General features: G+C 59.9%; 34 protein-coding genes. 1 reads left to right on the forward strand and 33 read right to left on the reverse strand.

Going from position 1 to position 25,780, the window contains the following annotated elements; translation table 11 throughout:
* Positions 1 to 62 precede the first annotated feature (62 nt).
* Positions 63 to 2,915 (forward strand): excinuclease ABC subunit UvrA, encoded by a 2,853-nt coding sequence (uvrA, locus tag ACUN9V_RS17510; RefSeq protein ID WP_445512332.1) that lies wholly within the window; start codon positions 63 to 65, stop codon positions 2,913 to 2,915.
* Positions 2,916 to 3,113: 198 nt separating this feature from the next.
* Here the strand turns inward: uvrA and rplQ are convergent, their stop codons facing one another.
* From rplQ to rpoC, 33 genes are all read right to left on the reverse strand, one after another.
* On the reverse strand, positions 3,114 to 3,500 hold the full coding sequence (gene rplQ, locus ACUN9V_RS17515; RefSeq protein ID WP_075563663.1) for a 50S ribosomal protein L17: 387 nt from the start codon (positions 3,498 to 3,500) through the stop codon (positions 3,114 to 3,116).
* A gap of 83 nt (positions 3,501 to 3,583) precedes the next feature.
* A complete protein-coding gene (locus ACUN9V_RS17520) occupies positions 3,584 to 4,582 on the reverse strand; it encodes a DNA-directed RNA polymerase subunit alpha (RefSeq protein ID WP_075563664.1) in 999 nt (332 codons plus the stop codon).
* 80 nt (positions 4,583 to 4,662) lie between these two features.
* On the reverse strand, positions 4,663 to 5,283 hold the full coding sequence (gene rpsD, locus ACUN9V_RS17525) for a 30S ribosomal protein S4 (protein WP_075563665.1): 621 nt from the start codon (positions 5,281 to 5,283) through the stop codon (positions 4,663 to 4,665).
* A gap of 12 nt (positions 5,284 to 5,295) precedes the next feature.
* Positions 5,296 to 5,682, reverse strand: a complete 387-nt coding sequence (gene rpsK, locus ACUN9V_RS17530; protein WP_009723883.1) for a 30S ribosomal protein S11 — start codon at positions 5,680 to 5,682, stop codon at positions 5,296 to 5,298.
* A 36-nt stretch (positions 5,683 to 5,718) separates the two neighbouring features.
* On the reverse strand, positions 5,719 to 6,075 hold the full coding sequence (rpsM, locus tag ACUN9V_RS17535; protein WP_075563666.1) for a 30S ribosomal protein S13: 357 nt from the start codon (positions 6,073 to 6,075) through the stop codon (positions 5,719 to 5,721).
* Positions 6,076 to 6,206: 131 nt separating this feature from the next.
* Positions 6,207 to 6,320, reverse strand: coding sequence for a 50S ribosomal protein L36 (rpmJ, locus tag ACUN9V_RS17540; protein WP_031384759.1), 114 nt, complete (start codon positions 6,318 to 6,320; stop codon positions 6,207 to 6,209).
* Between the two features lie 30 nt (positions 6,321 to 6,350).
* On the reverse strand, positions 6,351 to 7,685 hold the full coding sequence (gene secY, locus ACUN9V_RS17545; protein WP_075563667.1) for a preprotein translocase subunit SecY: 1,335 nt from the start codon (positions 7,683 to 7,685) through the stop codon (positions 6,351 to 6,353).
* A complete protein-coding gene (gene rplO / locus ACUN9V_RS17550) occupies positions 7,686 to 8,120 on the reverse strand; it encodes a 50S ribosomal protein L15 (protein WP_075563668.1) in 435 nt (144 codons plus the stop codon). It lies immediately after the preceding gene.
* Positions 8,121 to 8,123: 3 nt separating this feature from the next.
* The gene (gene rpmD / locus ACUN9V_RS17555) at positions 8,124 to 8,306 is read right to left on the reverse strand and encodes a 50S ribosomal protein L30 (RefSeq protein ID WP_075563669.1); all 183 of its coding nucleotides are present in this window, start codon (positions 8,304 to 8,306) and stop codon (positions 8,124 to 8,126) included.
* A 6-nt stretch (positions 8,307 to 8,312) separates the two neighbouring features.
* On the reverse strand, positions 8,313 to 8,813 hold the full coding sequence (rpsE, locus tag ACUN9V_RS17560) for a 30S ribosomal protein S5 (RefSeq protein ID WP_075563670.1): 501 nt from the start codon (positions 8,811 to 8,813) through the stop codon (positions 8,313 to 8,315).
* Between the two features lie 11 nt (positions 8,814 to 8,824).
* Positions 8,825 to 9,175, reverse strand: a complete 351-nt coding sequence (rplR, locus tag ACUN9V_RS17565) for a 50S ribosomal protein L18 (protein WP_075563671.1) — start codon at positions 9,173 to 9,175, stop codon at positions 8,825 to 8,827.
* A gap of 9 nt (positions 9,176 to 9,184) precedes the next feature.
* Complete coding sequence (rplF, locus tag ACUN9V_RS17570; RefSeq protein WP_075563672.1) at positions 9,185 to 9,715, reverse strand: 50S ribosomal protein L6; 531 nt, start codon at positions 9,713 to 9,715, stop codon at positions 9,185 to 9,187.
* A gap of 9 nt (positions 9,716 to 9,724) precedes the next feature.
* Positions 9,725 to 10,117: a 30S ribosomal protein S8 gene (gene rpsH, locus ACUN9V_RS17575; RefSeq protein WP_075563673.1), complete on the reverse strand. Its 393-nt coding sequence runs from the start codon at positions 10,115 to 10,117 to the stop codon at positions 9,725 to 9,727.
* Between the two features lie 31 nt (positions 10,118 to 10,148).
* The gene (gene rpsN, locus ACUN9V_RS17580) at positions 10,149 to 10,454 is read right to left on the reverse strand and encodes a 30S ribosomal protein S14 (protein ID WP_075563674.1); all 306 of its coding nucleotides are present in this window, start codon (positions 10,452 to 10,454) and stop codon (positions 10,149 to 10,151) included.
* 10 nt (positions 10,455 to 10,464) lie between these two features.
* Positions 10,465 to 11,004: a 50S ribosomal protein L5 gene (gene rplE / locus ACUN9V_RS17585; protein WP_075563675.1), complete on the reverse strand. Its 540-nt coding sequence runs from the start codon at positions 11,002 to 11,004 to the stop codon at positions 10,465 to 10,467.
* Positions 11,005 to 11,022: 18 nt separating this feature from the next.
* Positions 11,023 to 11,340 carry a 50S ribosomal protein L24 gene (gene rplX, locus ACUN9V_RS17590; protein WP_075563676.1) on the reverse strand — a complete coding sequence of 106 codons (318 nt, stop codon included), beginning with the start codon at positions 11,338 to 11,340 and terminating at the stop codon, positions 11,023 to 11,025.
* Positions 11,341 to 11,354: 14 nt separating this feature from the next.
* Complete coding sequence (gene rplN, locus ACUN9V_RS17595; RefSeq protein WP_035470387.1) at positions 11,355 to 11,726, reverse strand: 50S ribosomal protein L14; 372 nt, start codon at positions 11,724 to 11,726, stop codon at positions 11,355 to 11,357.
* Between the two features lie 54 nt (positions 11,727 to 11,780).
* Positions 11,781 to 12,041, reverse strand: coding sequence for a 30S ribosomal protein S17 (gene rpsQ, locus ACUN9V_RS17600; RefSeq protein ID WP_075563677.1), 261 nt, complete (start codon positions 12,039 to 12,041; stop codon positions 11,781 to 11,783).
* Positions 12,041 to 12,235: a 50S ribosomal protein L29 gene (gene rpmC / locus ACUN9V_RS17605; protein ID WP_075563678.1), complete on the reverse strand. Its 195-nt coding sequence runs from the start codon at positions 12,233 to 12,235 to the stop codon at positions 12,041 to 12,043. Before rpmC ends, rpsQ begins: the two co-directional genes overlap by 1 nt.
* Positions 12,235 to 12,648, reverse strand: coding sequence for a 50S ribosomal protein L16 (rplP, locus tag ACUN9V_RS17610; RefSeq protein WP_071230712.1), 414 nt, complete (start codon positions 12,646 to 12,648; stop codon positions 12,235 to 12,237). The genes rpmC and rplP overlap by 1 nt, the downstream gene beginning before the upstream one ends.
* Before the next feature lie 14 nt (positions 12,649 to 12,662).
* Positions 12,663 to 13,364 carry a 30S ribosomal protein S3 gene (gene rpsC, locus ACUN9V_RS17615; RefSeq protein ID WP_075563679.1) on the reverse strand — a complete coding sequence of 234 codons (702 nt, stop codon included), beginning with the start codon at positions 13,362 to 13,364 and terminating at the stop codon, positions 12,663 to 12,665.
* Between the two features lie 11 nt (positions 13,365 to 13,375).
* Positions 13,376 to 13,708, reverse strand: a complete 333-nt coding sequence (rplV, locus tag ACUN9V_RS17620; protein WP_035470378.1) for a 50S ribosomal protein L22 — start codon at positions 13,706 to 13,708, stop codon at positions 13,376 to 13,378.
* A gap of 17 nt (positions 13,709 to 13,725) precedes the next feature.
* On the reverse strand, positions 13,726 to 14,001 hold the full coding sequence (gene rpsS / locus ACUN9V_RS17625; RefSeq protein WP_075563680.1) for a 30S ribosomal protein S19: 276 nt from the start codon (positions 13,999 to 14,001) through the stop codon (positions 13,726 to 13,728).
* 22 nt (positions 14,002 to 14,023) lie between these two features.
* On the reverse strand, positions 14,024 to 14,851 hold the full coding sequence (gene rplB / locus ACUN9V_RS17630) for a 50S ribosomal protein L2 (RefSeq protein ID WP_075563681.1): 828 nt from the start codon (positions 14,849 to 14,851) through the stop codon (positions 14,024 to 14,026).
* Positions 14,852 to 14,867: 16 nt separating this feature from the next.
* A complete protein-coding gene (gene rplW / locus ACUN9V_RS17635; RefSeq protein WP_075563682.1) occupies positions 14,868 to 15,164 on the reverse strand; it encodes a 50S ribosomal protein L23 in 297 nt (98 codons plus the stop codon).
* Positions 15,161 to 15,766 carry a 50S ribosomal protein L4 gene (gene rplD, locus ACUN9V_RS17640; RefSeq protein ID WP_075563683.1) on the reverse strand — a complete coding sequence of 202 codons (606 nt, stop codon included), beginning with the start codon at positions 15,764 to 15,766 and terminating at the stop codon, positions 15,161 to 15,163. Before rplD ends, rplW begins: the two co-directional genes overlap by 4 nt.
* A 14-nt stretch (positions 15,767 to 15,780) precedes the next feature.
* Complete coding sequence (gene rplC, locus ACUN9V_RS17645; RefSeq protein WP_075563684.1) at positions 15,781 to 16,419, reverse strand: 50S ribosomal protein L3; 639 nt, start codon at positions 16,417 to 16,419, stop codon at positions 15,781 to 15,783.
* Positions 16,420 to 16,556: 137 nt separating this feature from the next.
* A complete protein-coding gene (gene rpsJ / locus ACUN9V_RS17650) occupies positions 16,557 to 16,868 on the reverse strand; it encodes a 30S ribosomal protein S10 (RefSeq protein ID WP_035470365.1) in 312 nt (103 codons plus the stop codon).
* A 175-nt stretch (positions 16,869 to 17,043) separates the two neighbouring features.
* A complete protein-coding gene (gene tuf / locus ACUN9V_RS17655; RefSeq protein ID WP_075563685.1) occupies positions 17,044 to 18,237 on the reverse strand; it encodes an elongation factor Tu in 1,194 nt (397 codons plus the stop codon).
* Between the two features lie 29 nt (positions 18,238 to 18,266).
* Complete coding sequence (fusA, locus tag ACUN9V_RS17660) at positions 18,267 to 20,387, reverse strand: elongation factor G (protein ID WP_075563686.1); 2,121 nt, start codon at positions 20,385 to 20,387, stop codon at positions 18,267 to 18,269.
* A gap of 18 nt (positions 20,388 to 20,405) precedes the next feature.
* Positions 20,406 to 20,876: a 30S ribosomal protein S7 gene (rpsG, locus tag ACUN9V_RS17665; RefSeq protein WP_075563687.1), complete on the reverse strand. Its 471-nt coding sequence runs from the start codon at positions 20,874 to 20,876 to the stop codon at positions 20,406 to 20,408.
* A 116-nt stretch (positions 20,877 to 20,992) separates the two neighbouring features.
* The gene (gene rpsL, locus ACUN9V_RS17670; RefSeq protein WP_075563688.1) at positions 20,993 to 21,367 is read right to left on the reverse strand and encodes a 30S ribosomal protein S12; all 375 of its coding nucleotides are present in this window, start codon (positions 21,365 to 21,367) and stop codon (positions 20,993 to 20,995) included.
* Positions 21,368 to 21,538: 171 nt separating this feature from the next.
* Positions 21,539 to 25,765 carry a DNA-directed RNA polymerase subunit beta' gene (rpoC, locus tag ACUN9V_RS17675; RefSeq protein ID WP_075563689.1) on the reverse strand — a complete coding sequence of 1,409 codons (4,227 nt, stop codon included), beginning with the start codon at positions 25,763 to 25,765 and terminating at the stop codon, positions 21,539 to 21,541.
* Between the last annotated feature and the right edge of the window lie 15 nt (positions 25,766 to 25,780).

The following is a 25,780-nucleotide window of genomic DNA, read 5'->3' on the forward strand; positions in this document are numbered from 1 at the left end:
TTGCCGGGCATTTGATCCGCGACCTATAATGGTCGTTTCCCGCGTCGCAGCACGAGGTAGTCATGGACAGCATTCTGGTCAGGGGCGCACGGACCCATAACCTGAAGAACATTGATGTCGAACTGCCGCGCGACAAGTTGATCGTGGTAACCGGTCTCTCCGGTTCGGGTAAGTCTTCACTCGCATTCGACACGCTTTACGCCGAAGGACAACGACGTTACGTCGAGTCCCTGTCGACCTACGCCCGCCAGTTCCTGTCGATGATGGAAAAGCCCGACGTCGACCATATCGAAGGACTGTCGCCGGCCATCTCCATCGAGCAGAAATCGACTTCGCACAATCCGCGCTCCACCGTGGGCACGATCACCGAGATCTACGACTATCTACGCTTGCTGTTCGCCCGTGCCGGTACGCCGCGGTGTCCCGATCACGACGAGGAGCTCGAGGCCCAGACGGTCTCTCAGATGGTCGATCAGGTGCTGACGCTGCCGGAAGGCAGCCGGCTGATGCTGCTGGCGCCAGTGGTCAAGGGCCGCAAGGGCGAGCATCTCCAGCTGCTGAGCGAGCTGCGCGCCCAGGGGTTCGTGCGCGCGGTGATCGACGGCCATACCCTCGAGCTCGACGATGTGCCGGATCTCGACAAGAAGCGCAAGCACGACATCAGCGTGGTGGTCGATCGCATCAAGGTTCGCCCCGATCTGCAGCAGCGTCTGGCGGAATCGTTCGAGACCGCGCTCAATCTGGCCGACGGCACCGCGATCATCCATTTCATGGACGGCGAGCAGGAAAATCTGGCCTTTTCGTCGCGTTTCGCCTGCCCTATCTGCGGCTATTCGCTCTCCGAGCTCGAGCCGCGGCTGTTCTCGTTCAACAACCCCGCCGGCGCCTGCCCGACCTGCGACGGCCTCGGCGTGCGTCAGTTCTTCGATCCCGACAAGCTGATCAGCCATCCGGAGCTATCGCTGGCCGAAGGGGCGATCAAGGGCTGGGACCGTCGCAGCATCTACTATTTCAGCCAGCTGCAGGCGGTCGCCGAGCATTATCGCTTCACGCTGGACACGCCGTGGAGCGAACTCGCCCGACACGAGCGCGACCTGGTGCTCAACGGCAGCGGTAAGGACGAAGTCGCGTTCAGCTATGTCAACGACCGGGGCCGCAAGGTCACCCGTGAACACCCCTTCGAAGGCGTGTTGCCCAATCTCGAGCGGCGCTATCGGGAAACCGAGTCGTCGATGGTGCGCGACGACCTCTCCAAATATCTGGCGGTGCGTCCCTGCCCGACCTGCGACGGTACTCGCCTCAAGCGCGAAGCTCGTCACGTCTTCATCGACGGCAACAATCTGCCGACTCTGACCCGTATGCCGGTGGGCGAGGCCTGGGAGTATTTCCGCCAGGTCACGTTGCCGGGCCGCAAGGGCGAAATTGCGGTCAAGATCGTTCACGAAATCCACGCGCGTCTGGAATTCCTGGTCAACGTGGGTCTCGACTATCTGACCCTGGAGCGCAGCGCCGACACGCTTTCCGGCGGCGAGGCGCAGCGCATCCGCCTGGCCAGCCAGATCGGGGCTGGCCTGGTCGGGGTGATGTACATCCTCGATGAGCCGTCGATCGGCCTTCACCAGCGTGACAACGAGCGCCTGCTGCAGACGCTGATTCGATTGCGCGATCTGGGCAACACGGTGATCGTGGTCGAGCACGACGAAGACGCCATTCGCGCCGCTGATCATGTGCTGGATATCGGCCCGGGCGCCGGGGTTCATGGCGGCCAGATCGTCGCTCAGGGCACGCCCGCCGATATTGAGGCCACCCCGGACTCGCTGACCGGGCAGTATCTGTCCGGCAAGCGCCGTATCGAAGTGCCGCCGTATCGAATCCCGGGCAATCCGGAGAAGCAGCTTCATCTGCGCGGCGCCAGCGGCAACAACCTGCAGGACGTCGATCTGGCGCTGCCATTGGGACTGTTCGTGTGCGTGACCGGCGTTTCCGGCTCCGGCAAGTCGACGCTGATCAACTCGACGCTGATGCCGATCGCGGCGCGTGAGCTCAATCGCGCGACCACGCTGACGGCGGCCCCCTACCGCAGCATCGAGGGGCTCGATCAGCTCGACAAGATCATCGATATCGACCAGAGCCCGATCGGCCGGACGCCGCGCTCCAACCCGGCCACCTACACCGGCATCTTTACCCCGATCCGCGAACTATTCTCGGGGACGCAGGAAGCCCGCGCCCGCGGCTACAAGCCGGGGCGGTTCAGTTTCAACGTCAAGGGCGGCCGCTGCGAGGCGTGTCAGGGCGAAGGCATGATCAAGGTGGAGATGCATTTTCTGCCGGACATCTACGTGCCCTGCGACGTCTGCAAGGGCAAACGCTACAACCGCGAGACCCTGGAGATTCACTACAAGGGCAAGAGCATCCACGAAGTGCTTGAGATGACCATCGAGGAAGCGCTGGAGTTCTTCAGCCCGGTGCCGGCGATCGCACGGCGCCTGCAGACGCTGATGGACGTGGGGCTCTCCTACGTCCGCCTGGGCCAGAGCGCCACGACGCTCTCCGGTGGCGAAGCGCAACGCGTCAAGCTGGCTCGCGAGCTGGCCAAGCGCGATACCGGGCAGACCCTGTATATCCTCGATGAGCCGACGACGGGCCTGCACTTCGAGGATATTCGTCAGCTGCTGGGCGTTCTTCACCGGCTGCGCGATCATGGCAACACGGTGGTGGTGATCGAACACAACCTGGACGTGATCAAGACTGCCGACTGGGTGATCGATCTCGGCCCGGAAGGTGGCTCAGGTGGCGGCCGCATCATCGCCGAAGGAACGCCCGAGCAGGTGGCCGCGCTCGAGCAATCCCACACCGGGCGCTTCCTGGCACCACTGCTGCCCGAGCCCAAAGTCCGTAAGGCGAAACGCGCCTGACGGCTCATGGGCGGCGCCGAACGGCGCCGCCGTCGATACTGCACTCTCGACCTGATATCGCCGGGCTGCATTAACGGGCCCGGGGTTCAATCAGCATTCAGGCAATACCCTGCCGACTCCAGCCAGCACCTGGCCAAAAAAAACCGGCTGCCCAATTACTTGGGCAGCCGGTTTGTTGTCGTGCGACAAGCTGAGGGCTTATTCTTCCCCGACAGCTTCTTCCACGACCGGACGATCGACCAGCTCGACGTAGGCCATTGGTGCGTTGTCGCCGGTGCGGAAACCGCACTTCAGCACACGGACGTAGCCGCCCGGGCGATTGACATAACGCGGACCAAGCTCGTTGAAGAGCTTGCCAACGGCTTCCTTGGAGCGGGTGCGGCTGAACGCCAGACGGCGATTCGCCACGCTATCCTGCTTTGACAAGGTAATCAGCGGCTCGATATGACGACGCAGCTCCTTGGCTTTGGGCAGGGTAGTCTTGATCACTTCATGCTCGACCAGCGAGATGCACATGTTCTTGAACATGGCGTGCCGGTGCGAGCTGGTCCGATTCAGATGACGACCACTCTTACGATGACGCATGATTGCTATTCCTTACCAAACTGGTGATTCGAGTCGGCACGCTGGAAGACGGCGCCGGAGCCGGAACTCCGGCGCTATCGCCTCTAGGCTGAAGCCTTGTCGTCTTTCAGACTCGCGGGCGGCCAGCTTTCCAGCCGCATGCCCAGCGAAAGACCGCGCGAAGCCAACACGTCCTTGATCTCGTTCAAGGACTTCTTGCCAAGGTTCGGCGTCTTGAGCAGCTCGACTTCCGTGCGCTGAATCAAATCGCCAATGTAGTAAATATTCTCGGCCTTCAAGCAGTTGGCGCTGCGAACCGTGAGTTCGAGATCATCCACGGGACGCAGAAGAATCGGATCGATCTGATCTTCTTCCTCTTCGATTTCCTGCTCTCTGTCGGCTTCGAGGTCGACGAAGGCGCCCAGCTGCTCCTGAAGAATGGTCGCGCTACGGCGAATCGCTTCTTCAGGGTCCAGGGTGCCATCAGTTTCGAGATCGATGACCAGCTTATCGAGGTCGGTGCGCTGTTCGACACGAGCCGCTTCCACCGAGTAGGACACACGGCGAACGGGGCTAAATGTCGCATCCAGCTGCAGACGACCGATGGCGCGAGATTCGTCCTCGTCGGAGAGCCGCGCATCCGCGGGCTCGTAACCGCGACCCTGAACGATCTTCAGCTGCATTTTCAGCTCGCTGCCATCGTTGAGGTGAGCGATTACATGCTCCGGATTGACGATCTCAACGTCATGACCGACGGCAATGTCACCTGCGGTCATTACACCGGGGCCCTGCTTGTTCAAGGTAAGAACGGCTTCGTCGCGGCCGTGCATCCTGATGGCCACGTCCTTGAGATTCAGCAGAATCTCGATGACGTCTTCCTGAACACCCTCGATGGCGCTGTATTCATGCAACACGCCTTCGATTTCCGCTTCGACCACGGCGCAGCCGGGCATCGAAGAGAGCAGGATGCGACGCAGCGCATTCCCCAGGGTATGGCCGAAACCACGTTCGAAGGGTTCCAGCACGATCTTTGCGTGATGTGCACTGACCTCTTCGACCTTGATGTCGCGGGGACGGAGAAACTCTGTCACTGAACGCTGCATATGAACACCTTCCCAGGCTGCCAAACGAAATTCGGTACTCCAGGCTGGAGTCGGGCCGCGCTAGCGACCCGATCCCAGACTTACTTGGAATACAGCTCGACGATCAGGTTTTCGTTGATGTCGGCAGACAGGTCACCGCGTTCCGGGACAGCCTTGAAAGTGCCTTCCATCTTCTTCGAATCGATGTCGATCCACGTCACGTCGCCACGGTTGGCAGCGATGGACAGGGCCTGCTGGATACGGGCCTGGTTCTTGGCCTTCTCGCGAACAGACACGACGTCGCCGGGACGCACCTGATAGGACGCCACGTTGACGGTACGGCCATTGACCATAATCGCCTTGTGGCTGACCAACTGGCGTGATTCGTTACGCGTGGAGCCGAAGCCCATGCGATAGACCACGTTGTCCAGTCGGCATTCCAGCAGCTGCAGCAAGGATTCACCGGTCGCCCCTTTCAGGCGAGCGGCTTCCTTGTAGTAGTTGCGGAACTGTTTCTCGAGTACGCCATAGATGCGACGTACTTTCTGCTTCTCACGAAGCTGCAAGCCGTAGTCGGAAAGACGCTGACGGCGCTGGCCGTGCACACCCGGGATCTGCTCGGATTTGCACTTCTTCTCGAAGGGAGTGACACCGCTCTTGAGAAAGAGGTCGGTACCTTCACGACGAGACAGTTTACACTTGGGACCTAGATAACGAGCCATGAGTCAGTCTCCTTAGACGCGGCGTTTCTTCGGCGGACGGCAACCGTTGTGCGGGATCGGCGTCGCGTCAGTAATGCTCTGTACACGGAAGCCGGCGGCATTGAGTGCTCGCACGGCAGACTCACGGCCAGGACCTGGGCCCTTGACCAGCACGTCGACGTTTTTCACACCATACTCGGCTGCAGCAGTCGCTGCACGTTCACTCGCTACTTGAGCTGCGAACGGGGTGCTCTTGCGAGAACCACGAAAACCCGAACCACCGGCTGTTGCCCAAGAAAGCGCATTGCCCTGGCGGTCTGTGATCGTCACGATCGTATTGTTAAAAGAGGCGTGGATGTGCGCGACGGCGTCCACAACCTGCTTTTTAACCTTTTTACGGTTACTACGCGGGTTAGCCATGTTGATGTATCCTGATCTTAAACGCCGGAACGTTAATTACTTACGAATCGGTTTACGCGGTCCCTTACGGGTACGCGCATTGGTCTTGGTACGCTGACCACGCAGCGGTAGACCACGACGATGGCGCAGACCTCGGTAACAACCCAAGTCCATGAGGCGCTTGATATTCAGCGTCACATCACGGCGAAGGTCGCCTTCTACGGTGTACTTACCCACTTCGGTACGCAGGACGTCGAGCTCTTCGCCAGACAGTTCCTGGACCTTAGTGGTCGGTGCGATACCGGCAGCAACGCAAACTGCTTCTGCGCGCGTGCGGCCAATCCCGTAGATGTAGGTCAGCGAGATCGCCGCATGCTTGTTGTCCGGGATATTGACGCCTGCAATACGGGCCATCAGCTTACTCCGAATGTTGAGCGGCTTGCTCGTTAGTCTTCCACGAAGGGCGCAATAGCATACCCCCTGACCTCTCTCAAGGCAAGGGGTATGCCAATGGCCCGCTTTTTACTCACAGCGTAGGGATCGAATTAACCCTGACGCTGCTTGTGACGAGGTTCGGTGCAAATTACACGAACCGCGCCATTGCGCCGAATGATCTTGCAGTTACGGCACATTTTCTTTACAGAAGCTCGAACTTTCATCGTTCTCTCCAAATGCTCTCTGGCGGAGGCTCAGCGCGTCAGGCCACCGCTACCGTAGCCCTTCAGGTTCGATTTCTTCATCACCGACTCATACTGATGAGACATCAGATGAGACTGAACCTGGGCCATGAAGTCCATGATTACCACCACCACGATCAGCAGCGACGTACCGCCAAAGTAGAACGGCACCTGCCAGGCCACCATCAGGAACTGCGGCATCAACGAGACCAGCGTGATATAGAGCGCCCCGAACAGGGTCAGGCGCGTCATCACCTTGTCGACGTAGCGTGCGGTCTGCTCTCCCGGACGAATCCCCGGCAGAAAGGCACCGGACTTCTTCAGGTTGTCGGCGACATCCTTCGGATTGAACACCAACGCCGTATAGAAGAAGCAGAAGAACAGCACTGCTGCCGCGAACAGGATGATGTACAGCGGCGCACCCGGGGCGAGCTGTTGAGAGGCAACCTGCAGCCACTCGAAGCCATCGCTCTGGCCCAGCCACTGGCCGATCGAACCGGGAAACAGCAGAATGCTGGACGCGAAGATCGGCGGAATGACACCCGCCATGTTGACCTTCAGCGGCAGATAGCTGCTCTGACCGGCATACATCTTGTTGCCGACCTGACGACGCGGATAGTTCACCGTGATACGGCGCTGTCCGCGCTCGATGAACACCACGAAGGCAATCGTCGCGATACCCAGAATCGCCAACGCCAACAGCGGCAGCACGTTCCAGGCGCCGTCGTTCCGCGCCAACTCGAACGACTGACCGATCGCGTTGGGCAGGCCTGCCACGATGCCGGAAAAGATGATCAGCGAAATGCCGTTGCCGATCCCTTTCTCGGTGATCTGCTCGCCCAGCCACATCAGGAATACCGCACCGGCCACGAAGGTCACGACGGCGGTGAAGTAGAAACTGATGTCACCAGAGTAAGCAACGCCCTGACTGACCAGACCAACTGACATACCGGTCGCCTGGATCAGCGCCAGCAACACCGTGCCGTAGCGGGTGTACTGGTTGATCTTGCGACGCCCGGCCTCGCCTTCCTTCTTCAGCGCTTCGAGCTGAGGCGATACCGCGGTCAGAAGCTGCATGATGATCGACGCGGAGATGTACGGCATGATCCCCAGCGCGAAGATACTCATGCGCTGCAGCGCACCCCCCGAGAACATGTTGAACATGCCCAGGATGGTGCCCTGGTTCTCCCGAAACAGGGCAGCCAGCTGGTCAGGATCGATGCCGGGGACGGGGATGTGGGCACCAATGCGGTACACCACGATCGCGATAAAGACGAAACGCAGGCGTGCCCACAGCTCGCTGAGACCACTACCCTTGTTCGCCGGCATGTTTCCTGACTTAGCCATTTAGTCCTCTACTTTGCCACCGGCCGCTTCGATCGCAGCACGCGCACCTTTGGTGACCTTGAGGCCACGCACGGTAACCGCCTTGCTCAACTCGCCGGAAAGAACGACCTTGGCATACTCGGTAGCATTCTTGAGCACGTTGGCCTTCTTCAGACTGGCGAGATCAGCGACGTCGCCTTCTACCTTGCCCAGTTCGGCAAGGCGGACTTCTTCGGACACCAGCGACTTGCGCGAGGTGAAACCGAATTTCGGCAGACGACGCTGCAAGGGCATTTGACCGCCCTCGAAGCCCGGCTTGACCGAGCCACCAGAGCGAGACTTCAAGCCCTTGTGACCACGGCCACCGGTCTTGCCCAGGCCAGAACCGATACCGCGACCAAGACGCTTTTCAGCGTGCTTGGAACCCGGAGCCGGGCTTAAGCTATTGAGTTTCATGGATTACTCTCCCTCGATTCGAACAAGGTAGTTGACCTTGTTGATCATGCCGCGAACGGCGGGGGTGTCTTCCAGCTCGACCGAGTGCCCAATTCGACGCAGACCGAGACCGGTCATTGTCGCCCTGTGCTTCTGCAAAACACCGATAGTGCTGCGGGTCTGAGTGATTTTGATCGTCTGTGCCATGGTCCGTTACCCCGCCAGCTCTTCGACAGACAGGCCACGCTTGGCGGCGATGTCATCCCGAGATTGCATGGATTCGAGCCCCTTGATCGTGGCACGAACCACGTTCACCGGGTTGGTGGAACCGTAGCACTTGGCCAGAACGTCATGCACACCGGCCAGTTCAAGCACGGAGCGCATGGCGCCACCGGCGATGATGCCGGTACCTTCGGAAGCCGGCTGCATGTAGACCTTGGACGCACCGTGACGGGAGCGCACAGGGTACTGCAGCGTGCTGCCGCTGAGGCTGACCTTGACCATGTTGCGGCGAGCCTGGTCCATGGCCTTCTGGATCGCGACCGGCACTTCGCGTGCCTTGCCGCGACCGAAGCCAACCCGGCCATTGCCATCGCCAACGACGGTCAGCGCGGTGAAACCGAAGATACGGCCACCCTTGACCACCTTGGCGACGCGGTTGACCTGCACCAACTTCTCTTGCAGATCTCCGCCCTTCTGTTCGTTATTCGCCATCGTAAAACCCTTTAGAATTGCAGACCGCCTTCGCGTGCGGCATCAGCCAACGCTTTGACACGCCCGTGGTACTGGAACCCGGCGCGGTCAAAAGCAACCTGAGAGATGCCGGCATCCTTGGCGCGCTCGGCAATCAGAGCACCCACCTTGGCAGCCGCGTCAGCGTTGCCCGTGGCACCTTCGCGCAGGCTCTTGTCCAGCGTGGAAGCGCTGGCCAGTACCTGGCCGCCGTCCGGTGAGATGATCTGCGCATACATGTGTCGCGGGGTGCGGTTGACGCACAGGCGAAACACACCCAAGTCGCGGATCTTGGCACGGGCGCGGCGGGCACGACGGAGACGAGATTCTTTCTTCGCGTTCATAACCCTGCCTTACTTCTTCTTGGCTTCTTTGCGGCGGACACGTTCGTCGCTGTACCGCACCCCTTTGCCCTTGTAGGGCTCCGGCGGACGGAACGCACGAATTTCCGCTGCCACCTGACCGAGCTTCTGCTTGTCCGCGCTTTTCAGCACAATCACGGTGTTCTTGGGCGTTTCCGCCGTGACACCTTCGGGCAGCGTGTAGTCGATCGGATGTGAGAAACCGAGTGTTAGGTTCAGCGTCTTGCCACTAGCCTGGGCACGATAGCCGACGCCATTGATTTCCAGCGACCGAGTGAAACCCTCGGAGGCGCCGGTGACCATATTCTGGACCAGGGCACGCGTGGTGCCGACCATGGCCCAAGTTTTCGCCGTTTCGCTCGGGACGAAAACCAGCTGACCGTCTTCCTGAGTGATCTTCACGTCGGGATGCACGGTCAGTTCAAGCGTGCCCTGGCCGCCCTTGACGGACAGCTGGTCGCCGTCGAGCTTCGCTTCGACGCCGCTGGGCAGTTTAACCGGATACTTGGCTACGCGAGACATTTCTCACTCCTAGAATACGGTGCAGATGACTTCACCACCGACACCCGCCTGGCGTGCGGCACGATCGGTCATGACACCCTGAGAGGTGGTGACGATCGCCACACCCAGACCGTCCGCGATCTTGGGCAGTTCACTCTTGCCCTTGTAGATCCGCAGTGACGGCTTGGACATACGCTGGAGGTGCTCGATGACCGGCTTGCCCTCGAAGTACTTGAGGGTCACGGTCAATTCGGGCTTGGCGCCTTCAGTGACCGTAGCGTCGGTGATGTAGCCTTCCTGCTTGAGTACGCGGGCCACTTCAACCTTGAGCTTGGAAGACGGCATGGTAACCGTCTCCTTGGTGGCCATCTGCGCATTACGGATACGAGTACACATATCCGCCAGAGTATCTTGCATGCTCATTACATTGCGCTCCTGAATTCCTCGACGTGGCTTACCAGCTGGACTTCTTCAGTCCAGGGACGTCGCCACGCATCGCAGCTTCGCGCAGCTTGTTACGGGCCAGTCCGAACTTGTTGTAGTAACCGTGCGGACGACCAGTAATGCGGCAGCGGTTGCGCTGACGGACCTGACTGGAGTCCCGCGGCAACTGTTGCAGCTTCAGCTGAGCGTCGAAGCGCTCTTCGTCAGAAGCGTTGACGTCATAAATGACGGTTTTCAGCGCGGTACGCTTGGCGGCGTATTTGTCGACCAGCTTCGCGCGCTTGAGCTCACGCTCAATCATGCTTTTCTTTGCCATGAATCCACCCTTATTGCTTGAACGGGAAGTTCAGCGCGCTGAGCAGCGCACGACCTTCTTCGTCGGTGATGGCGCTGGTCGTAATGGTGACATCCAGACCACGAATCCGGTCGATCTTATCATATTCGATCTCCGGAAAGATGATCTGCTCCCGTACGCCCATGGAGTAGTTGCCACGTCCGTCGAAGGATTTCGGGTTCAGGCCGCGGAAGTCACGTACGCGAGGAATCGCGATGTTGACCAGCCGGTCCAGAAATTCCCACATCCGTTCGCGGCGCAGCGTCACCTTGACGCCAATCGGCCAGCCTTCGCGGACTTTGAAGCCTGCGATGGACTTGCGCGCCTTGGTCACTACCGGCTTCTGCCCGGAGAGCTTCTCCAGGTCGCCGACAGCATTGTCGATCAGCTTTTTGTCGCTGGTCGCTTCGCCGATGCCCATGTTCAGGGTCACTTTGGTGATCCGGGGCACCTGCATAACGTTGGCATAGCTGAACTGCTCTTTGAGCTGAGCCATGACTTCGTTTTGATAACGTTCTTTCAAGTTCGCCATTTTGCTACCCGACTCGCGTTAGGCGTCGATCTGCTTCTGCGTCGACTTGTAGATACGTACCTTGGTACCGTCTTCCTGCAGCTGGAAGCCGACGCGATCCGCTTTGCCGGTCTCCGCATTGAAGATCGCCACGTTAGACGCATGGATCGGAGCCTCACGCTCGACGATACCCCCCGGGTTGCCAACCATAGGATTGGGCTTGGTGTGGCGCTTGATCATGTTCACGCCCGAAACGACATAACGATCGTTTTCGAGGACGCGCTTGATCGTGCCACGCTTGCCCTTGTCCTTGCCGGCGATGACGATAACTTCGTCGTCACGTTTGATCTTGTGCATATCCGCCTCGCTCCTTACAGCACTTCGGGCGCCAAGGAAATGATCTTCATGAACTTTTCGTTACGCAGTTCACGAGTTACCGGTCCGAAGATACGGGTGCCGATCGGCTGTTCGTTGGTGTTGTTCAACAGAACCGCCGCATTTCCGTCGAAGCGGATCAGCGAACCGTCGTTACGACGGACACCGCTGCGCGTACGCACCACCACCGCCTTGAGGACCTGGCCTTTCTTGACCTTGCCCCGCGGGATGGCTTCTTTGACCGTCACTTTAATGACGTCGCCAACGCGAGCGTAACGGCGGTGTGAACCGCCCAGCACCTTGATGCACTGCACCCGGCGCGCGCCGCTGTTGTCCGCGACATCCAGCATTGTCTGCGTCTGAATCATTGGTTTTCTCCAAACCTAATCTGACTGCACTGGTTCAGAAGGCGCCTGTCGGGCTCAGCCCTTGGCCTGCTCGACCACCTCGACCAACGCCCAGGCCTTCTTCTTGGACAGCGGACGGCATTCCTGAATGGATACCAGATCGCCGGCCTTGGCCTGATTCGTCTCGTCGTGGGCGTGCAGCTTGGTGGAGCGCTTCATGTACTTGCCGTAGATCGGATGGCGCTCACGGCGCTCGATCAATACGACAATCGATTTTTCCATCTTGTCGCTCACCACCCTGCCGGTGAGCGTACGTGCTTTGCTTGCTTCAGCCATCATTGGTCACCTGACTTCTGGTTGAGCACAGTCTTGACGCGAGCGATGTCGCGACGAACCTGCTTCAGCAGATGCGTCTGGCTCAGCTGGCCGGTGGCCTTCTGCATGCGCAGGTTGAACTGCTCGCGGAGCAGTTCGAAAAGCTGCTCCTGCAGCGCATCGACTGACTTTTCACGCATTTCGTTGGCTTTCATCACATCACCGTCCGTTTCACAAAGGTGGTGGAGATGGGCATTTTCTGGGCCGCCAGAGAGAAGGCTTCACGCGCCAGCTCTTCGGAGACACCTTCAATTTCGTAAAGCACTCTGCCCGGCTGAATCTGGGCAACCCAGTACTCGACGGAACCCTTACCTTTACCCATACGAACCTCGAGAGGCTTGTTGGTAATCGGCTTGTCCGGGAATACACGGATCCAGATCTTGCCACCACGTTTGACGTGACGGGTAATGGCACGACGACCCGCCTCGATCTGACGTGCGGTGATGCGGCCGCGATCGGTGGCCTTGAGACCGAAGTCCCCGAAACTCACCTTGCTGCCGCGATGCGCCAGGCCGCGGTTACGACCTTTCTGCACCTTGCGAAACTTTGTACGCTTGGGTTGCAACATCGATCAGTCTCCCCTTACCTGGAACCTTTCTTCTTCGATGCGGGTGCCTGAGCCTGTTGCTTCTGCTTGGCACGCACCTCTTCGATGCCCCCGAGGATTTCGCCCTTGAAGACCCAGACCTTGACGCCGATGACGCCGTAGGTTGTGTGGGCTTCGTAAGTGGCGTAATCGATATCGGCACGCAGCGTATGAAGCGGCACGCGACCTTCGCGATACCATTCGGTACGTGCGATTTCGGCACCACCCAGACGACCGGAGAGCTGCACCTTGAAACCGCCGGCGCCCAGACGCATGGCGTTCTGAACGGCTCGTTTCATGGCGCGACGGAACATCACACGACGTTCGAGCTGACCGGCGATGTTCTGCGCGACCAGAGCGGCGTCGAGTTCCGGCTTGCGGACTTCTTCGATGTTGACGTGTACCGGCACACCCATCATGCGGGTGACTTCCTGACGCAGACGATCGACGTCCTCACCCTTCTTGCCAATCACGATGCCCGGACGGGCGGTGTGAATGGTAATACGGGCGTTGTTGGCCGGACGCTCGATGGTGATGCGGCTCACGGAAGCGTTCTTCAAACGCTCCTCGAGGTAGCGACGCACTTCCAGATCGCTGTTCAGCTTGTCGGCATAGGCACCACGCTCGGCATACCATACCGAGGTGTGATCCTTGACGATGCCCAGTCGGATTCCGACTGGATTGACTTTCTGACCCATCTGGTCGACTCCTACTTCTCGGCTACCTTGACGGTGATGTGGCAGGTGCGCTTCAGAATGCGATCCGCACGGCCTTTGGCGCGCGGTTGAATGCGCTTGAGCGTCATGCCCTCATCGACACAGATGGTCGAGACACGCAGCTCGTCGATGTCCATGCCGTTGTTTTCTTCCGCATTGGCGATCGCGGACTGCAACACCTTCTTGACCAACTTGGCGGCCTTCTTCGGTGAGAAGGTCAGCACGTCGAGCGCTTCGGCGACCGGCTTACCGCGCACCTGGTCAGCCACCAAACGGGCCTTCTGGGCGGATAAGCTCGCGCCACGCAACTTAGCAGCGACTTCCATCTCTTATTCCTCTTGGCTTACCGTTTGGCTTTCTTGTCCGCCGCATGACCGCGATAAGTGCGGGTAGCAGCGAACTCGCCCAACTTGTGGCCGACCATTTCCTCGGAGACATGCACCGGGACATGCTGGCGACCGTTATGTACCGCAATGGTGAGCCCGACCATATTCGGCAGGATCATCGAACGACGCGACCAGGTCTTGATCGGTTTGCGATCGTTCTTTTCCGTTGCGACGTCGACCTTCTTCAACAGATGAAGGTCAATGAAAGGACCTTTCTTCAGTGAACGTGGCACAGCCGTTACCTCTTAATGTCTGTTACTTGGACTTGCGGCGACGAACGATGAGCTTGTCGGTACGCTTGTTCTTGCGGGTCTTGTGGCCCTTGGTGGGGATACCCCACGGGCTGACCGGATGACGACCACCGCTGGTGCGGCCTTCACCGCCGCCGTGCGGGTGATCCACCGGGTTCATTGCGACACCGCGAACAGTCGGGCGCACCCCTCTCCAACGTTTCGCACCGGCCTTGCCCAATTGACGCAGGCTGTGCTCAGAGTTACCGACTTCGCCCAATGTCGCACGGCACTCGGACAGTACGCGACGCATCTCGCCGGAGCGAAGACGCAGCGTGGCGTAGTTGCCTTCACGGGCGACCAGCTGAGCGCTGGCACCGGCGCTACGAGCAATCTGCGCACCCTTGCCCGGCTTCAATTCGATGCAGTGCACCGTCGAGCCGACCGGGATGTTACGCAGCGGCAGCGCGTTGCCGCGCTTGATGGCGGCGTTGACACCGGACTCCACCACGTCGCCGACCTTGACGGTCTTGGGCGCGATGATGTAACGACGCTCGCCGTCCATGTACTTCAGCAGCGCGATGTTGGCGCTACGGTTCGGATCGTATTCGATGCGCTCGACGGAGGCCTTGATGCCATCCTTGATGCGCTTGAAATCGATCAAACGATAATGCTGACGATGACCACCGCCCACGTGACGCGTGGTGATGCGGCCATTGTTGTTACGCCCACCCGACTTCGACTGCTTCTCGACCAGCGCACCGTAGGCGCGGCCCTTGAAGAGCTCGTCGTTGACGACTTTGACGACGTGACGACGGCCGGCGGAGGTGGGTTTTGTCTTGACTACTGCCATGATCCGTACTCCTGCCTTACTCGGCGCCAGAGAAGTCTTCGAGCGTTTCGCCCGCAGCCAAGGTTACGTACGCCTTGCGGTAACCCTTGCGCAGACCAGTGCCGAAGCGAGTGCGTTTGGTCTTGCCCTTGACGTTGAGCACCTGGACGCCGGCAACTTTCTTGCCGAACAGCGCCTCGACGGCTTTCTTGATCTCAGGCTTGGTCGCGTCCTGGGCCACCCGGAACACGTACTGATTGTTCTCGGCGGCAAGCGCGGCCTTCTCGGTCATGTGAGGTCCGAGCAGAACCTTGTATACGCGTTCCTGGTTCATCCCAGCTTCTCCTCGAATTTACGCAGAGCGGAGACGGTCATCAGCACCTTGTCGAAGGCAATCAGACTGACCGGATCGGCGGCCGCAGCATCGACGACATCGACGTTGGGGATGTTGCGGGCGGCCAGGTAGAGCTTCTCGTCGATATCTTCGGTGACGATCAGCACTTTCTCGAGCTCAAGATCCTTGAGCTTACCGACCAGCTCTTTGGTTCTGGGTGCTTCGACGGCGAACTCTTCGACCAGCACCAGACGGTCCTGACGGATCAGTTCGGACAGGATCGAACGCATGGCCGCACGATACATCTTGCGGTTGACCTTCTGCGTGTAATCCTGCGGACGAGCGGCGAACGTCACACCACCGCTGCGCCAGATCGGCGAACGGATGGTGCCGGCACGCGCGCGGCCGGTGCCTTTCTGGCGCCACGGCTTCTTGCCGCCGCCACGTACGTCGGAGCGGTTCTTCTGAGCACGGGTGCCCTGGCGGCCAGCCGCCAGATAGGCGGTAACGACCTGGTGCACCAACGCTTCGTTGAAGTCTTTGCCGAAGGTCGCTTCGGACACTTCGACGGTGCCAGCGGCACCTACGAGATTCAGATTCATCGGTCTCAGTCCCCTCAGCGAGCTTTCACGGCACTGCGCACAACGACATCACTGCCGGGTGCACCTGGCACGGCGCCCTTGATCAAAAGCAGATTGCGCTCGGTATCGATGCGCACCACTTCCAGCGTCTGGACGGTGACACGCTCGTTACCCATCTGACCGGCCATCTTCTTGCCTTTGAAAACACGACCTGGGGTCTGGCACTGACCGATGGAACCTGGCGCACGGTGAGAAAGCGAGTTGCCGTGGGTATTGTCCTGGGTACGGAAATTCCAGCGCTTGACGGCGCCCTGAAAGCCCTTGCCCTTGGACGTACCGGTCACATCGACTTTCTGACCAGCTTCAAAGAGGGATACGGTGAAGGAACCACCCACTTCCGGAGTCTCATCGTCTTCTGTCAGACGGAACTCCATCAGCGAACGGCCGGCCTCGATACCTGCCTTGGCGTATTGACCAGCAATCGCCTTGGTGAGGTGTTTGGCCTTGCGGGAGCCGGTCGTGACCTGCACCGCACGATAGCCGTCAGACTCGACGGTCTTGACGCTGGCGATGCGGTTGGGCTCAACCTCGATAACGGTTACGGGCACGGAAGCACCGTCTTCGGTGAAAACACGGGTCATGCCCGCCTTTTTACCGACTAAACCGATAGTCATGTTCAGTCTCCTATAGTGTACGGGGCTGTCACCCGCTATGGCTGCCCTTTCCAGAGCATTCCACTAGCACATTGTATGGCGTCTCACGACGCGGCGGTGCTGTTGAACTCAGCGCCCGCTAGTGACTAGTGTTGGTTTCAGTCGAGTTTAATCTGCACGTCTACACCAGCGGCGAGATCGAGCTTCATCAGCGCATCGACGGTCTTTTCCGTCGGCTCGACGATGTCGAGAACGCGCTTGTGCGTGCGAATCTCATACTGATCGCGCGCATCCTTGTTGACGTGCGGAGAGATCAGGATGGTGTAACGCTCGCGATTCGTCGGCAACGGAATCGGGCCACGCACCTGAGCGCCAGTGCGCTTGGCCGTATCCACGATCTCCTGAGCCGACTGATCGATCAGCCGATGGTCAAACGCTTTCAGCCGAATGCGAATCTTCTGGTTCTGCATTTACCTTATGCTCCACTGGATGCTGACGGCGCGAGCCGTCGACCCACGCGTTCAAAGGACGCGCATTATAGGAGAGCCCCGATCGAGAGTCAAACACCCTCTCTATCGAAGACCGTCAAACCCATACAGAAAAAGGGGCGCGTGAGCGCCCCTTCTTTAACCATCATCGAAACGCTTACTCGATGATCTTGGCTACCACGCCGGCGCCGACGGTACGACCACCTTCGCGAATCGCGAAGCGCAGGCCGTCTTCCATGGCGATCGGAGCGATCAGCGTCACGACCATCTGGACGTTGTCGCCCGGCATGACCATCTCGACGCCTTCCGGCAGTTCACAGGTACCGGTAACGTCGGTGGTACGGAAGTAGAACTGCGGACGGTAGCCCTTGAAGAACGGCGTGTGACGACCGCCTTCTTCCTTGGACAGGACGTAGACTTCGGCTTCGAACTTGGTATGCGGCTTGATGGTGCCCGGCTTGGCCAGAACCTGACCACGCTCGACGTCATCACGCTTGGTACCACGCAGCAGCGCACCCACGTTCTCGCCAGCACGACCTTCGTCGAGAAGCTTACGGAACATTTCGACGCCGGTGACAATCGTCTTGGTGGTGTCATGGATACCGACGATTTCGACTTCGTCGCCAGTCTTGACGATGCCGCGCTCGACACGACCGGTCACAACGGTACCGCGACCCGAGATGGAGAACACGTCTTCGATCGGCATCAGGAACGGCTGATCGATGGCACGCTCCGGCTCCGGAATGTACTCGTCAAGAGACTTGATCAGGTTGGCAACGGCGGTGGTACCCATGCCGTTGTCATCCTTGCCTTCCAGCGCCATCAGTGCAGAACCGATGATGATCGGCGTGTCGTCGCCCGGGAAGTCGTACTCGGCCAGCAGCTCACGAACTTCCATCTCGACCAGCTCGAGCAGCTCTTCGTCATCGACCATGTCGGCCTTGTTCAGGAACACGACGATGTACGGAACACCAACCTGACGCGAAAGCAGGATGTGCTCGCGAGTCTGCGGCATCGGGCCGTCGGCAGCGGAACAGACCAGGATCGCGCCGTCCATCTGGGCAGCACCGGTGATCATGTTCTTGACGTAGTCAGCGTGTCCCGGGCAGTCGACGTGCGCGTAATGGCGAACTTCGGACTGATATTCGACGTGAGCGGTGGCGATGGTGATACCACGCTCGCGCTCTTCCGGAGCGTTGTCGATAGAGTCGAACTGACGCCACTCGCCACCGAAGACTTCGGCGGAAACACGAGTCAGTGCCGCTGTCAGGGTCGTCTTACCATGGTCGACGTGACCGATGGTGCCGACGTTGACGTGCGGTTTGGAGCGTTCAAATTTTTCCTTAGCCACTGCTATAACCTCTTTACGTTAGCTAACGGTTAACCGTTCTGATTGATGACGGCATCAACTACGCTGGATGGCGCCTCTTCGTAATTCGCAAACTCCATGGTGTAGCTTGCGCGTCCCTGGGTCTGAGAACGCAGATCGGTCGCGTAACCGAACATCTCAGCCAACGGAACCGTGGCGCGAATGACCTTGCCAGAAGAGGAGTCATCCATGCCCTGCACAAGGCCACGACGGCGGTTGAGGTCACCCATCACATCACCCATGAAATCCTCAGGGGTAACGACTTCGACCTTCATCACCGGCTCGAGCAACACGGCCTTAGCCTTACGAGCACCTTCTTTGATCGCCATGGAAGAGGCGACCTTGAACGCAGTCTCGTTGGAGTCCACGTCATGATAGGAACCGTCGAACAGCGTCACTTTGACGTCGATCATCGGGTAGCCCGCGATCACGCCGTTCTTGAGCTGTTCGTAAGCCCCTTTTTCGACGGCCGGCACGTACTCTTTCGGTACCGCACCACCGACAATGGCGGACGCGAACTTGAAGGTCATCTCCTCGTCCTCGCCCTTGTCTTCGGCCGTCAGCGGCTCGATGCGCAACCAGACGTGACCGTACTGGCCGCGACCACCTGACTGACGAACGAACTTGCCTTCCTGCTCCACCGACTGGCGGATGGTTTCACGGTAGGCAACCTGCGGCTTGCCGATGTTGGCCTCGACCTTGAACTCGCGACGCATACGGTCGACGAGGATATCGAGGTGCAACTCGCCCATGCCCGAGATGATGGTCTGACCGGTCTCTTCGTCGGTCTGGACACGGAAAGACGGATCTTCCTGTGCCAGCTTACCCAGAGCTACGCCCATCTTTTCCTGGTCCGGCTTGGACTTCGGCTCGACGGCGACGGAGATAACCGGCTCCGGAAACTCCATGCGCTCGAGAACGATCTTGTCGTTCAGGTCGCACAGCGTGTCGCCAGTCGTGACGTCTTTCAGGCCGATACACGCGGCGATGTCGCCGGCGTAGACTTCCTTGATCTCTTCACGCGAGTTGGCGTGCATCTGAACGATACGGCCGACACGCTCTTTCTTCGACTTCACGGAGTTGAAGATGCTGTCGCCGGACTTCAGCACGCCCGAGTAGACGCGCATGAAGGTCAGGGTGCCCACGAACGGGTCGGTCGCGATCTTGAACGCCAGCGCCGAGAACGGTGCACTGTCGTCGGCTTCACGCGTCGCGACGGTACCGTCCTTGTCATCCAGCTCACCTTCGATCGCCTTGACCTCGGTCGGCGACGGCAGGTACTCGATGACGCAGTCCAGGACGGCCTGAACGCCCTTGTTCTTGAACGCCGAACCACAGGTCACGAGAACGATCTCGTTGGCCAGGGTACGCGCCCGCAGACCCGCCTTGATTTCCGCTTCCGAGAGCTCGACCCCTTCGAGGTACTTGTCCATCAGCTCTTCGTTGGCTTCAGCCGCGGCTTCGACCATCTGCTCGCGATACTTCTCGGCGGTTTCCTGCAGGTCGGCCGGAATGTCGACCAACTCGTAGTTCATGCCGAAGTTGTCTTCGTCCCAGAGGATGGCCTTCATCTTGATGAGGTCGACCACGCCCTTGAACTCGTCTTCCGCACCCCAGTTGATCTGGATCGGAACGACGTTGGCACCCAGGCGGTCCTTGAGCTGGTCGATGACCATGAAGTAGTCGGCGCCGGCACGGTCCATCTTGTTGACGAACACCATGCGCGGAACTTCGTACTTGTTGGCCTGACGCCAGACGGTTTCCGTCTGCGGCTGCACACCGGAAGAGCCGCACAGCACGACGACCGCACCATCCAGCACGCGCAGCGAACGCTCGACTTCGATGGTGAAGTCGACGTGTCCCGGCGTATCGATGATGTTGATCCGATGCTCGTCGAACTGCTTGCTCATGCCCTGCCAGAAACAGGTCGTCGCCGCGGAGGTGATCGTGATGCCACGCTCCTGCTCCTGCTCCATCCAGTCCATGACGGCAGCGCCCTCATGAACCTCACCCACCTTGTGGGACAGGCCGGTATAGAACAGAACACGCTCGGTGGTCGTAGTCTTGCCAGCGTCGACGTGGGCAACGATACCGATATTGCGATAACGCTTGAGTGGTGTCTTTCGTGCCACGATGGAAGTCCCCGTTGTTTAGAAGCGGTAGTGGGAGAAGGCCTTGTTGGCATCTGCCATGCGGTGCACGTCTTCACGCTTCTTCACAGCAGCACCCTTGCCTTCTGCGGCGTCCAGCATTTCGCCAGCAAGACGTTGGGCCATGGTCTTTTCGCCGCGGCTACGGGCCGCATCGGCCAGCCAGCGCATGGCCAGCGCGTGACGGCGTGACGGGCGAACTTCCACAGGCACCTGGTAGGTCGCGCCGCCAACGCGGCGAGATTTGACCTCGACCATCGGCTGGATGGCTTCCAGCGCCTTTTCAAAGATGTCCAGCGGCGCTTCGCTACTACGCTCGGCAACCCTGTCCAGCGCACCATAGACGATGCGCTCAGCTACGGACTTCTTGCCGCTGATCATCAGATGGTTCATGAACTTGGCCAGGCGCTCACTTCCGAACTTGGGATCCGGAAGGATCTCGCGCTTAGCGACAACTCTTCTTCTTGGCATGATAAGCCCTCTCGTTAAGGGTCGTTCAGGTAAACCCGGCATGCGCATCGCTGGTTAGCGAAAGCGGCCGACCTTACTCTTATCTGACCGATGATGGATGGTGGTAGCGTCCGAAATCAGGACTTGGGACGCTTGGTGCCGTATTTGGAACGGCCCTGCCGACGATTCTGCACACCGGAGGTGTCGAGGGCGCCGCGGACGGTGTGATAACGCACACCCGGCAAATCCTTGACGCGGCCGCCACGAATCAGGACCACGGAGTGTTCCTGCAGGTTGTGGCCTTCACCGCCGATATAAGAACTGACTTCAAAACCGTTGGTCAGACGCACACGACACACCTTACGCAGGGCCGAGTTCGGCTTCTTGGGCGTAGTGGTGTAGACGCGGGTACAGACCCCACGGCGTTGCGGGCAGGCCTGCAGCGCCGGCACGTCGCTGGTGGCGACGGGGCGCTTGCGCGGCTTGCGCACGAGCTGGTTGATCGTTGCCATAGTGTTTAGCTGACTCCAATGGGTTGCCTTGCCTTATGCCCGGATCTTGGCGCACGGCCTTTGCATCGGCCGGTTGCACTACCCCTGCATAAAGGCTGCGCATTCTAATCAGTTGTCATGAGACCCGTCAAGACCGCTCGCCCCGTGGGACGAGCGGTCCGAGGTCATGACCTAGAGATCGTCGTCATCGGCATCGAGCGCGGTGAGCTGTGCACCCAGCTCCTGCTCGACATCGAATGCCGACGGCTGCAGCGTGCGCCCGGACTCTTCGCGCTTGCGACGCCGCTCGTCGTGATGAGCCAGACCCGTACCCGCCGGAATCAGACGTCCCACCACCACGTTTTCCTTCAGGCCGCGCAGATAATCGCGCTTGCCGGTCACCGCCGCCTCGGTCAGCACCCGCGTCGTCTCCTGGAACGATGCCGCGGAGATGAACGACTCGGTCGCCAACGATGCCTTGGTGATACCCAACAGCAGACGCTCGTACTTGGCCGGGAATTTCTCGGTCGTCTCGAGACGCGCGTTCTCTTCGAGGACGCGTACCAGTTCGACCTGATCGCCGGGGATAAAGGTGGAATCGCCGGAATCGGTGATCTCGACCTTGCGCAGCATCTGACGCACGATGACTTCGATGTGCTTGTCGTTGATGCTCACGCCCTGCAGACGATAGACATCCTGGATCTCGACGGTGATGTACTTGGCCAGCTCCGCCACACCCAGCAGCCGCAGAATATCGTGCGGATTGCTCGGGCCATCGGAGATGACCTCGCCCTTCTCGACCGTCTCGCCTTCGAACACCCCGATCTGACGCCATTTCGGGATCAGCATCTCCAACGGATCACCTTCCTTCGGCGTGATCGTCAGACGACGCTTGCCCTTGGTTTCCTTGCCGAAGCTGATCGTACCGTTGATCTCGGCGAGGATGGACGGCTCCTTCGGCTTGCGCGCCTCGAACAGGTCGGCGACACGCGGCAGACCACCGGTGATGTCCTTGTTACCGGACGCTTCCAGCGGAATACGCGCGATGACCTCACCCACACCGATCTCGGTACCGTTCTCCGCCGCGACGATGGCACGGCCCGGCAGCAGATACTGCACCGGCGTGTTGGAACCCGGCAGGGTCACGTGCTCGCCGTCTTCCCCGACCAGCATGATCATCGGACGCTTGTCACGGCCGGAAGCCGGACGGGCAGCCGCCTCGATCACTTCGATGTTCGACAGGCCGGTCATCTCGTCGACCGTGCGCGTCATGGTCAGACCTTCGGTCATGTCCGTGAACTGCGCCTTGCCCTGTACTTCGGCAACGACCGGGTGGGTGTGCGGATCCCACTTCGCCACCACCTGACCGCCTTCGACGTGATCGCCGTCCTTGACCGACAGCTCGGCACCGTAGGGCAGCTTGTAGTACTCGCGCTCGCGGCCGTGGTCGTCGGCGACGGCCAGGGCGCTCGAGCGAGACACCACGATCAGCTTGCCATCGGCACGTTCGACCGACTTGATGTTGTGCAGTCGGACACTCCCGCCATGCTTGACCTGGACGCTGTCGACCGCCGAAGCACGCGAGGCCGCACCACCGATGTGGAACGTACGCATGGTCAGCTGGGTACCCGGCTCACCGATGGACTGGGCCGCAATGACGCCGACCGCTTCCCCGATGTTGACCTGATGCCCGCGGGCCAGATCGCGGCCGTAGCAGGACGAGCAGACGCCGTGAGACGTTTCACAGCTGATCGGGCTACGCACGATGATCTCGTCGACACCCATGGTGTCGAGTTCCTGACACCAGGCTTCGTCGAGCAGCGTCCCTTTGGCGATCAGCACTTCGTCGGTCTGCGGATCGATGACGTCCTGTGCCACGACTCGGCCCAGTACACGCTGTGCCAGTGACACGATGACGTCGCCGCCTTCGATCACCGGGTGCAGTGTCAGCCCCTTCTCGGTGCCGCAATCCTCTTCGGTGATCACCAGATCCTGGGCCACGTCGACCAGACGACGGGTCAGGTAACCGGAGTTGGCGGTCTTGAGTGCCGTGTCCGCCAGACCCTTACGCGCCCCGTGAGTGGAGATGAAGTACTGGAGTACGTTCAAACCTTCACGGAAGTTGGCGGTGATCGGCGTCTCGATGATCGAGCCGTCCGGCTTCGCCATCAGGCCTCGCATACCAGCCAGCTGACGAATCTGGGCCGCACTACCACGGGCACCGGAGTCGGCCATGATGAAGACGCTGTTGAACGAGTCCTGTTCGACTTCGTTGCCGTCGCGATCGGTCACGGTCTCTTTCGAGATCACGGCCATCATCGCCTTGGCGACCTTGTCGTTGGCCTTGGACCAGATATCGATGACCTTGTTGTACTTCTCGCCCGCGGTCACCAGACCGGAGGAGAACTGGTCTTCGATTTCCTTGACCTCGTCCTCGGCCGCGTCGACGATCTCGGCCTTGGCATCCGGAATGACGAAGTCATTGACGCCGATGGAGGCGCCGGACCACGTCGCCAGACGGAAACCGGTGTACATCAGCTGGTCGGCGAAGATGACCGCGTCTTTCAAACCGGTACGCCGGTAGACCTCGTTGATCAGCCCGGAGATCGCCTTCTTCTTCATCGGACGGTCGACGAGCTCGAACGGCATCCCCTTCGGCAGGATACGGAACAGCAGCGCACGGCCGACGGTGGTGTCCTTGATCGAGGTGGTCTCGGTCAGTTCGGTGACCTCGCCATCCTTCTCGTCAGACAGCCACTCGGTCAGACGCACCCTGACCCGAGCGTGCATCGAGACGTTGTGGGTCGCGAAAGCACGATCCAGCTCGTTGAGGTTGGCAAATACCTTGCCTTCGCCCTTGGCGTTGATGCGCTCGCGGGTCATGTAATAGAGGCCGAGCACGACGTCCTGGGACGGCACGATGATCGGCTCACCGTTGGCCGGCGAAAGCACGTTGTTGGTCGACATCATCAGCGCACGCGCTTCGAGCTGGGATTCCAGCGTCAGCGGCACGTGAACGGCCATCTGGTCACCGTCGAAGTCGGCGTTGTAGGCCGCACAGACCAGCGGGTGCAGCTGAATCGCCTTGCCTTCGATCAGCAGCGGCTCGAACGCCTGGATGCCGAGACGGTGCAGCGTCGGCGCACGGTTGAGCAGGACCGGGTGCTCGCGGATGACGTCGGCGAGGATGTCCCACACTTCCGGCAGCTCACGCTCGACCATCTTCTTGGCGGCCTTGATCGTGGACGCCTGCCCGCTGCCCTGCAGCTTGGAATAGATGAACGGCTTGAACAGCTCGAGTGCCATCTTCTTGGGCAGACCGCACTGATGCAGACGCAGGGTCGGACCGACGGTGATGACGGAACGGCCTGAGTAGTCGACACGCTTGCCCAGCAGGTTCTGACGGAAACGCCCCTGCTTGCCCTTGATCATGTCGGCCAGCGACTTCAGCGGACGCTTGTTGGAGCCGGTGATGGCACGACCGCGACGGCCGTTGTCGAGCAGCGCATCGACCGATTCCTGCAGCATGCGCTTCTCGTTACGCACGATGATATCCGGCGCATTGAGATCGAGCAGGCGCTTGAGGCGGTTGTTGCGGTTGATCACGCGACGATACAGGTCGTTGAGATCCGAGGTCGCGAAACGGCCGCCGTCCAGCGGGACCAGCGGACGCAGATCCGGCGGCAGCACCGGCAGCACTTCCATGACCATCCACGCCGGCGCGTTACCGGACTTGTAGAAGGCTTCCAGCAGCTTGAGGCGCTTGGAAAGCTTCTTGATCTTGGTCTCGGAGTTGGTCTGCGGAATCTCCTCGCGCAGACGATCGATCTCCTCTTCCAGATCGATGTCCTTGAGCAGTGCCTGAACGGCTTCGGCGCCCATGCGGGCATCGAAATCGTCGCCGAACTCTTCGAGCGCCTCGAAATACTGCTCGTCGTTGAGCAGTTGGCCGCGTTCGAGCGTGGTCATGCCCGGATCGATCACGACGAACGATTCGAAATAGAGCACACGCTCGATGTCACGCAGGGTCATGTCCAGGAACATGCCGATGCGTGACGGCAGCGACTTCAGAAACCAGATGTGGGCGACCGGCGAGGCCAGCTCGATATGACCCATGCGCTCGCGGCGAACCGCGGCCTTGGTCACTTCGACGCCGCACTTCTCGCAGATGATGCCGCGATGTTTCATGCGCTTGTACTTGCCGCACAAGCACTCGTAATCCTTGACCGGCCCGAAGATCTTGGCGCAGAAAAGCCCGTCGCGTTCAGGCTTGAACGTACGGTAGTTGATGGTCTCCGGCTTCTTGACTTCGCCGTATGACCAGGAGCGAATCATTTCCGGCGAGGCAAGCGTGATCTTGATCGCCTCGAACTCGTCAGATTGCGCCTGTGACTTGAGGACTTTCACCAAATCTTTCATGGGATCGCTCCGTTG

It is taken from the genome of Salinicola sp. V024 (genome assembly GCF_052645315.1).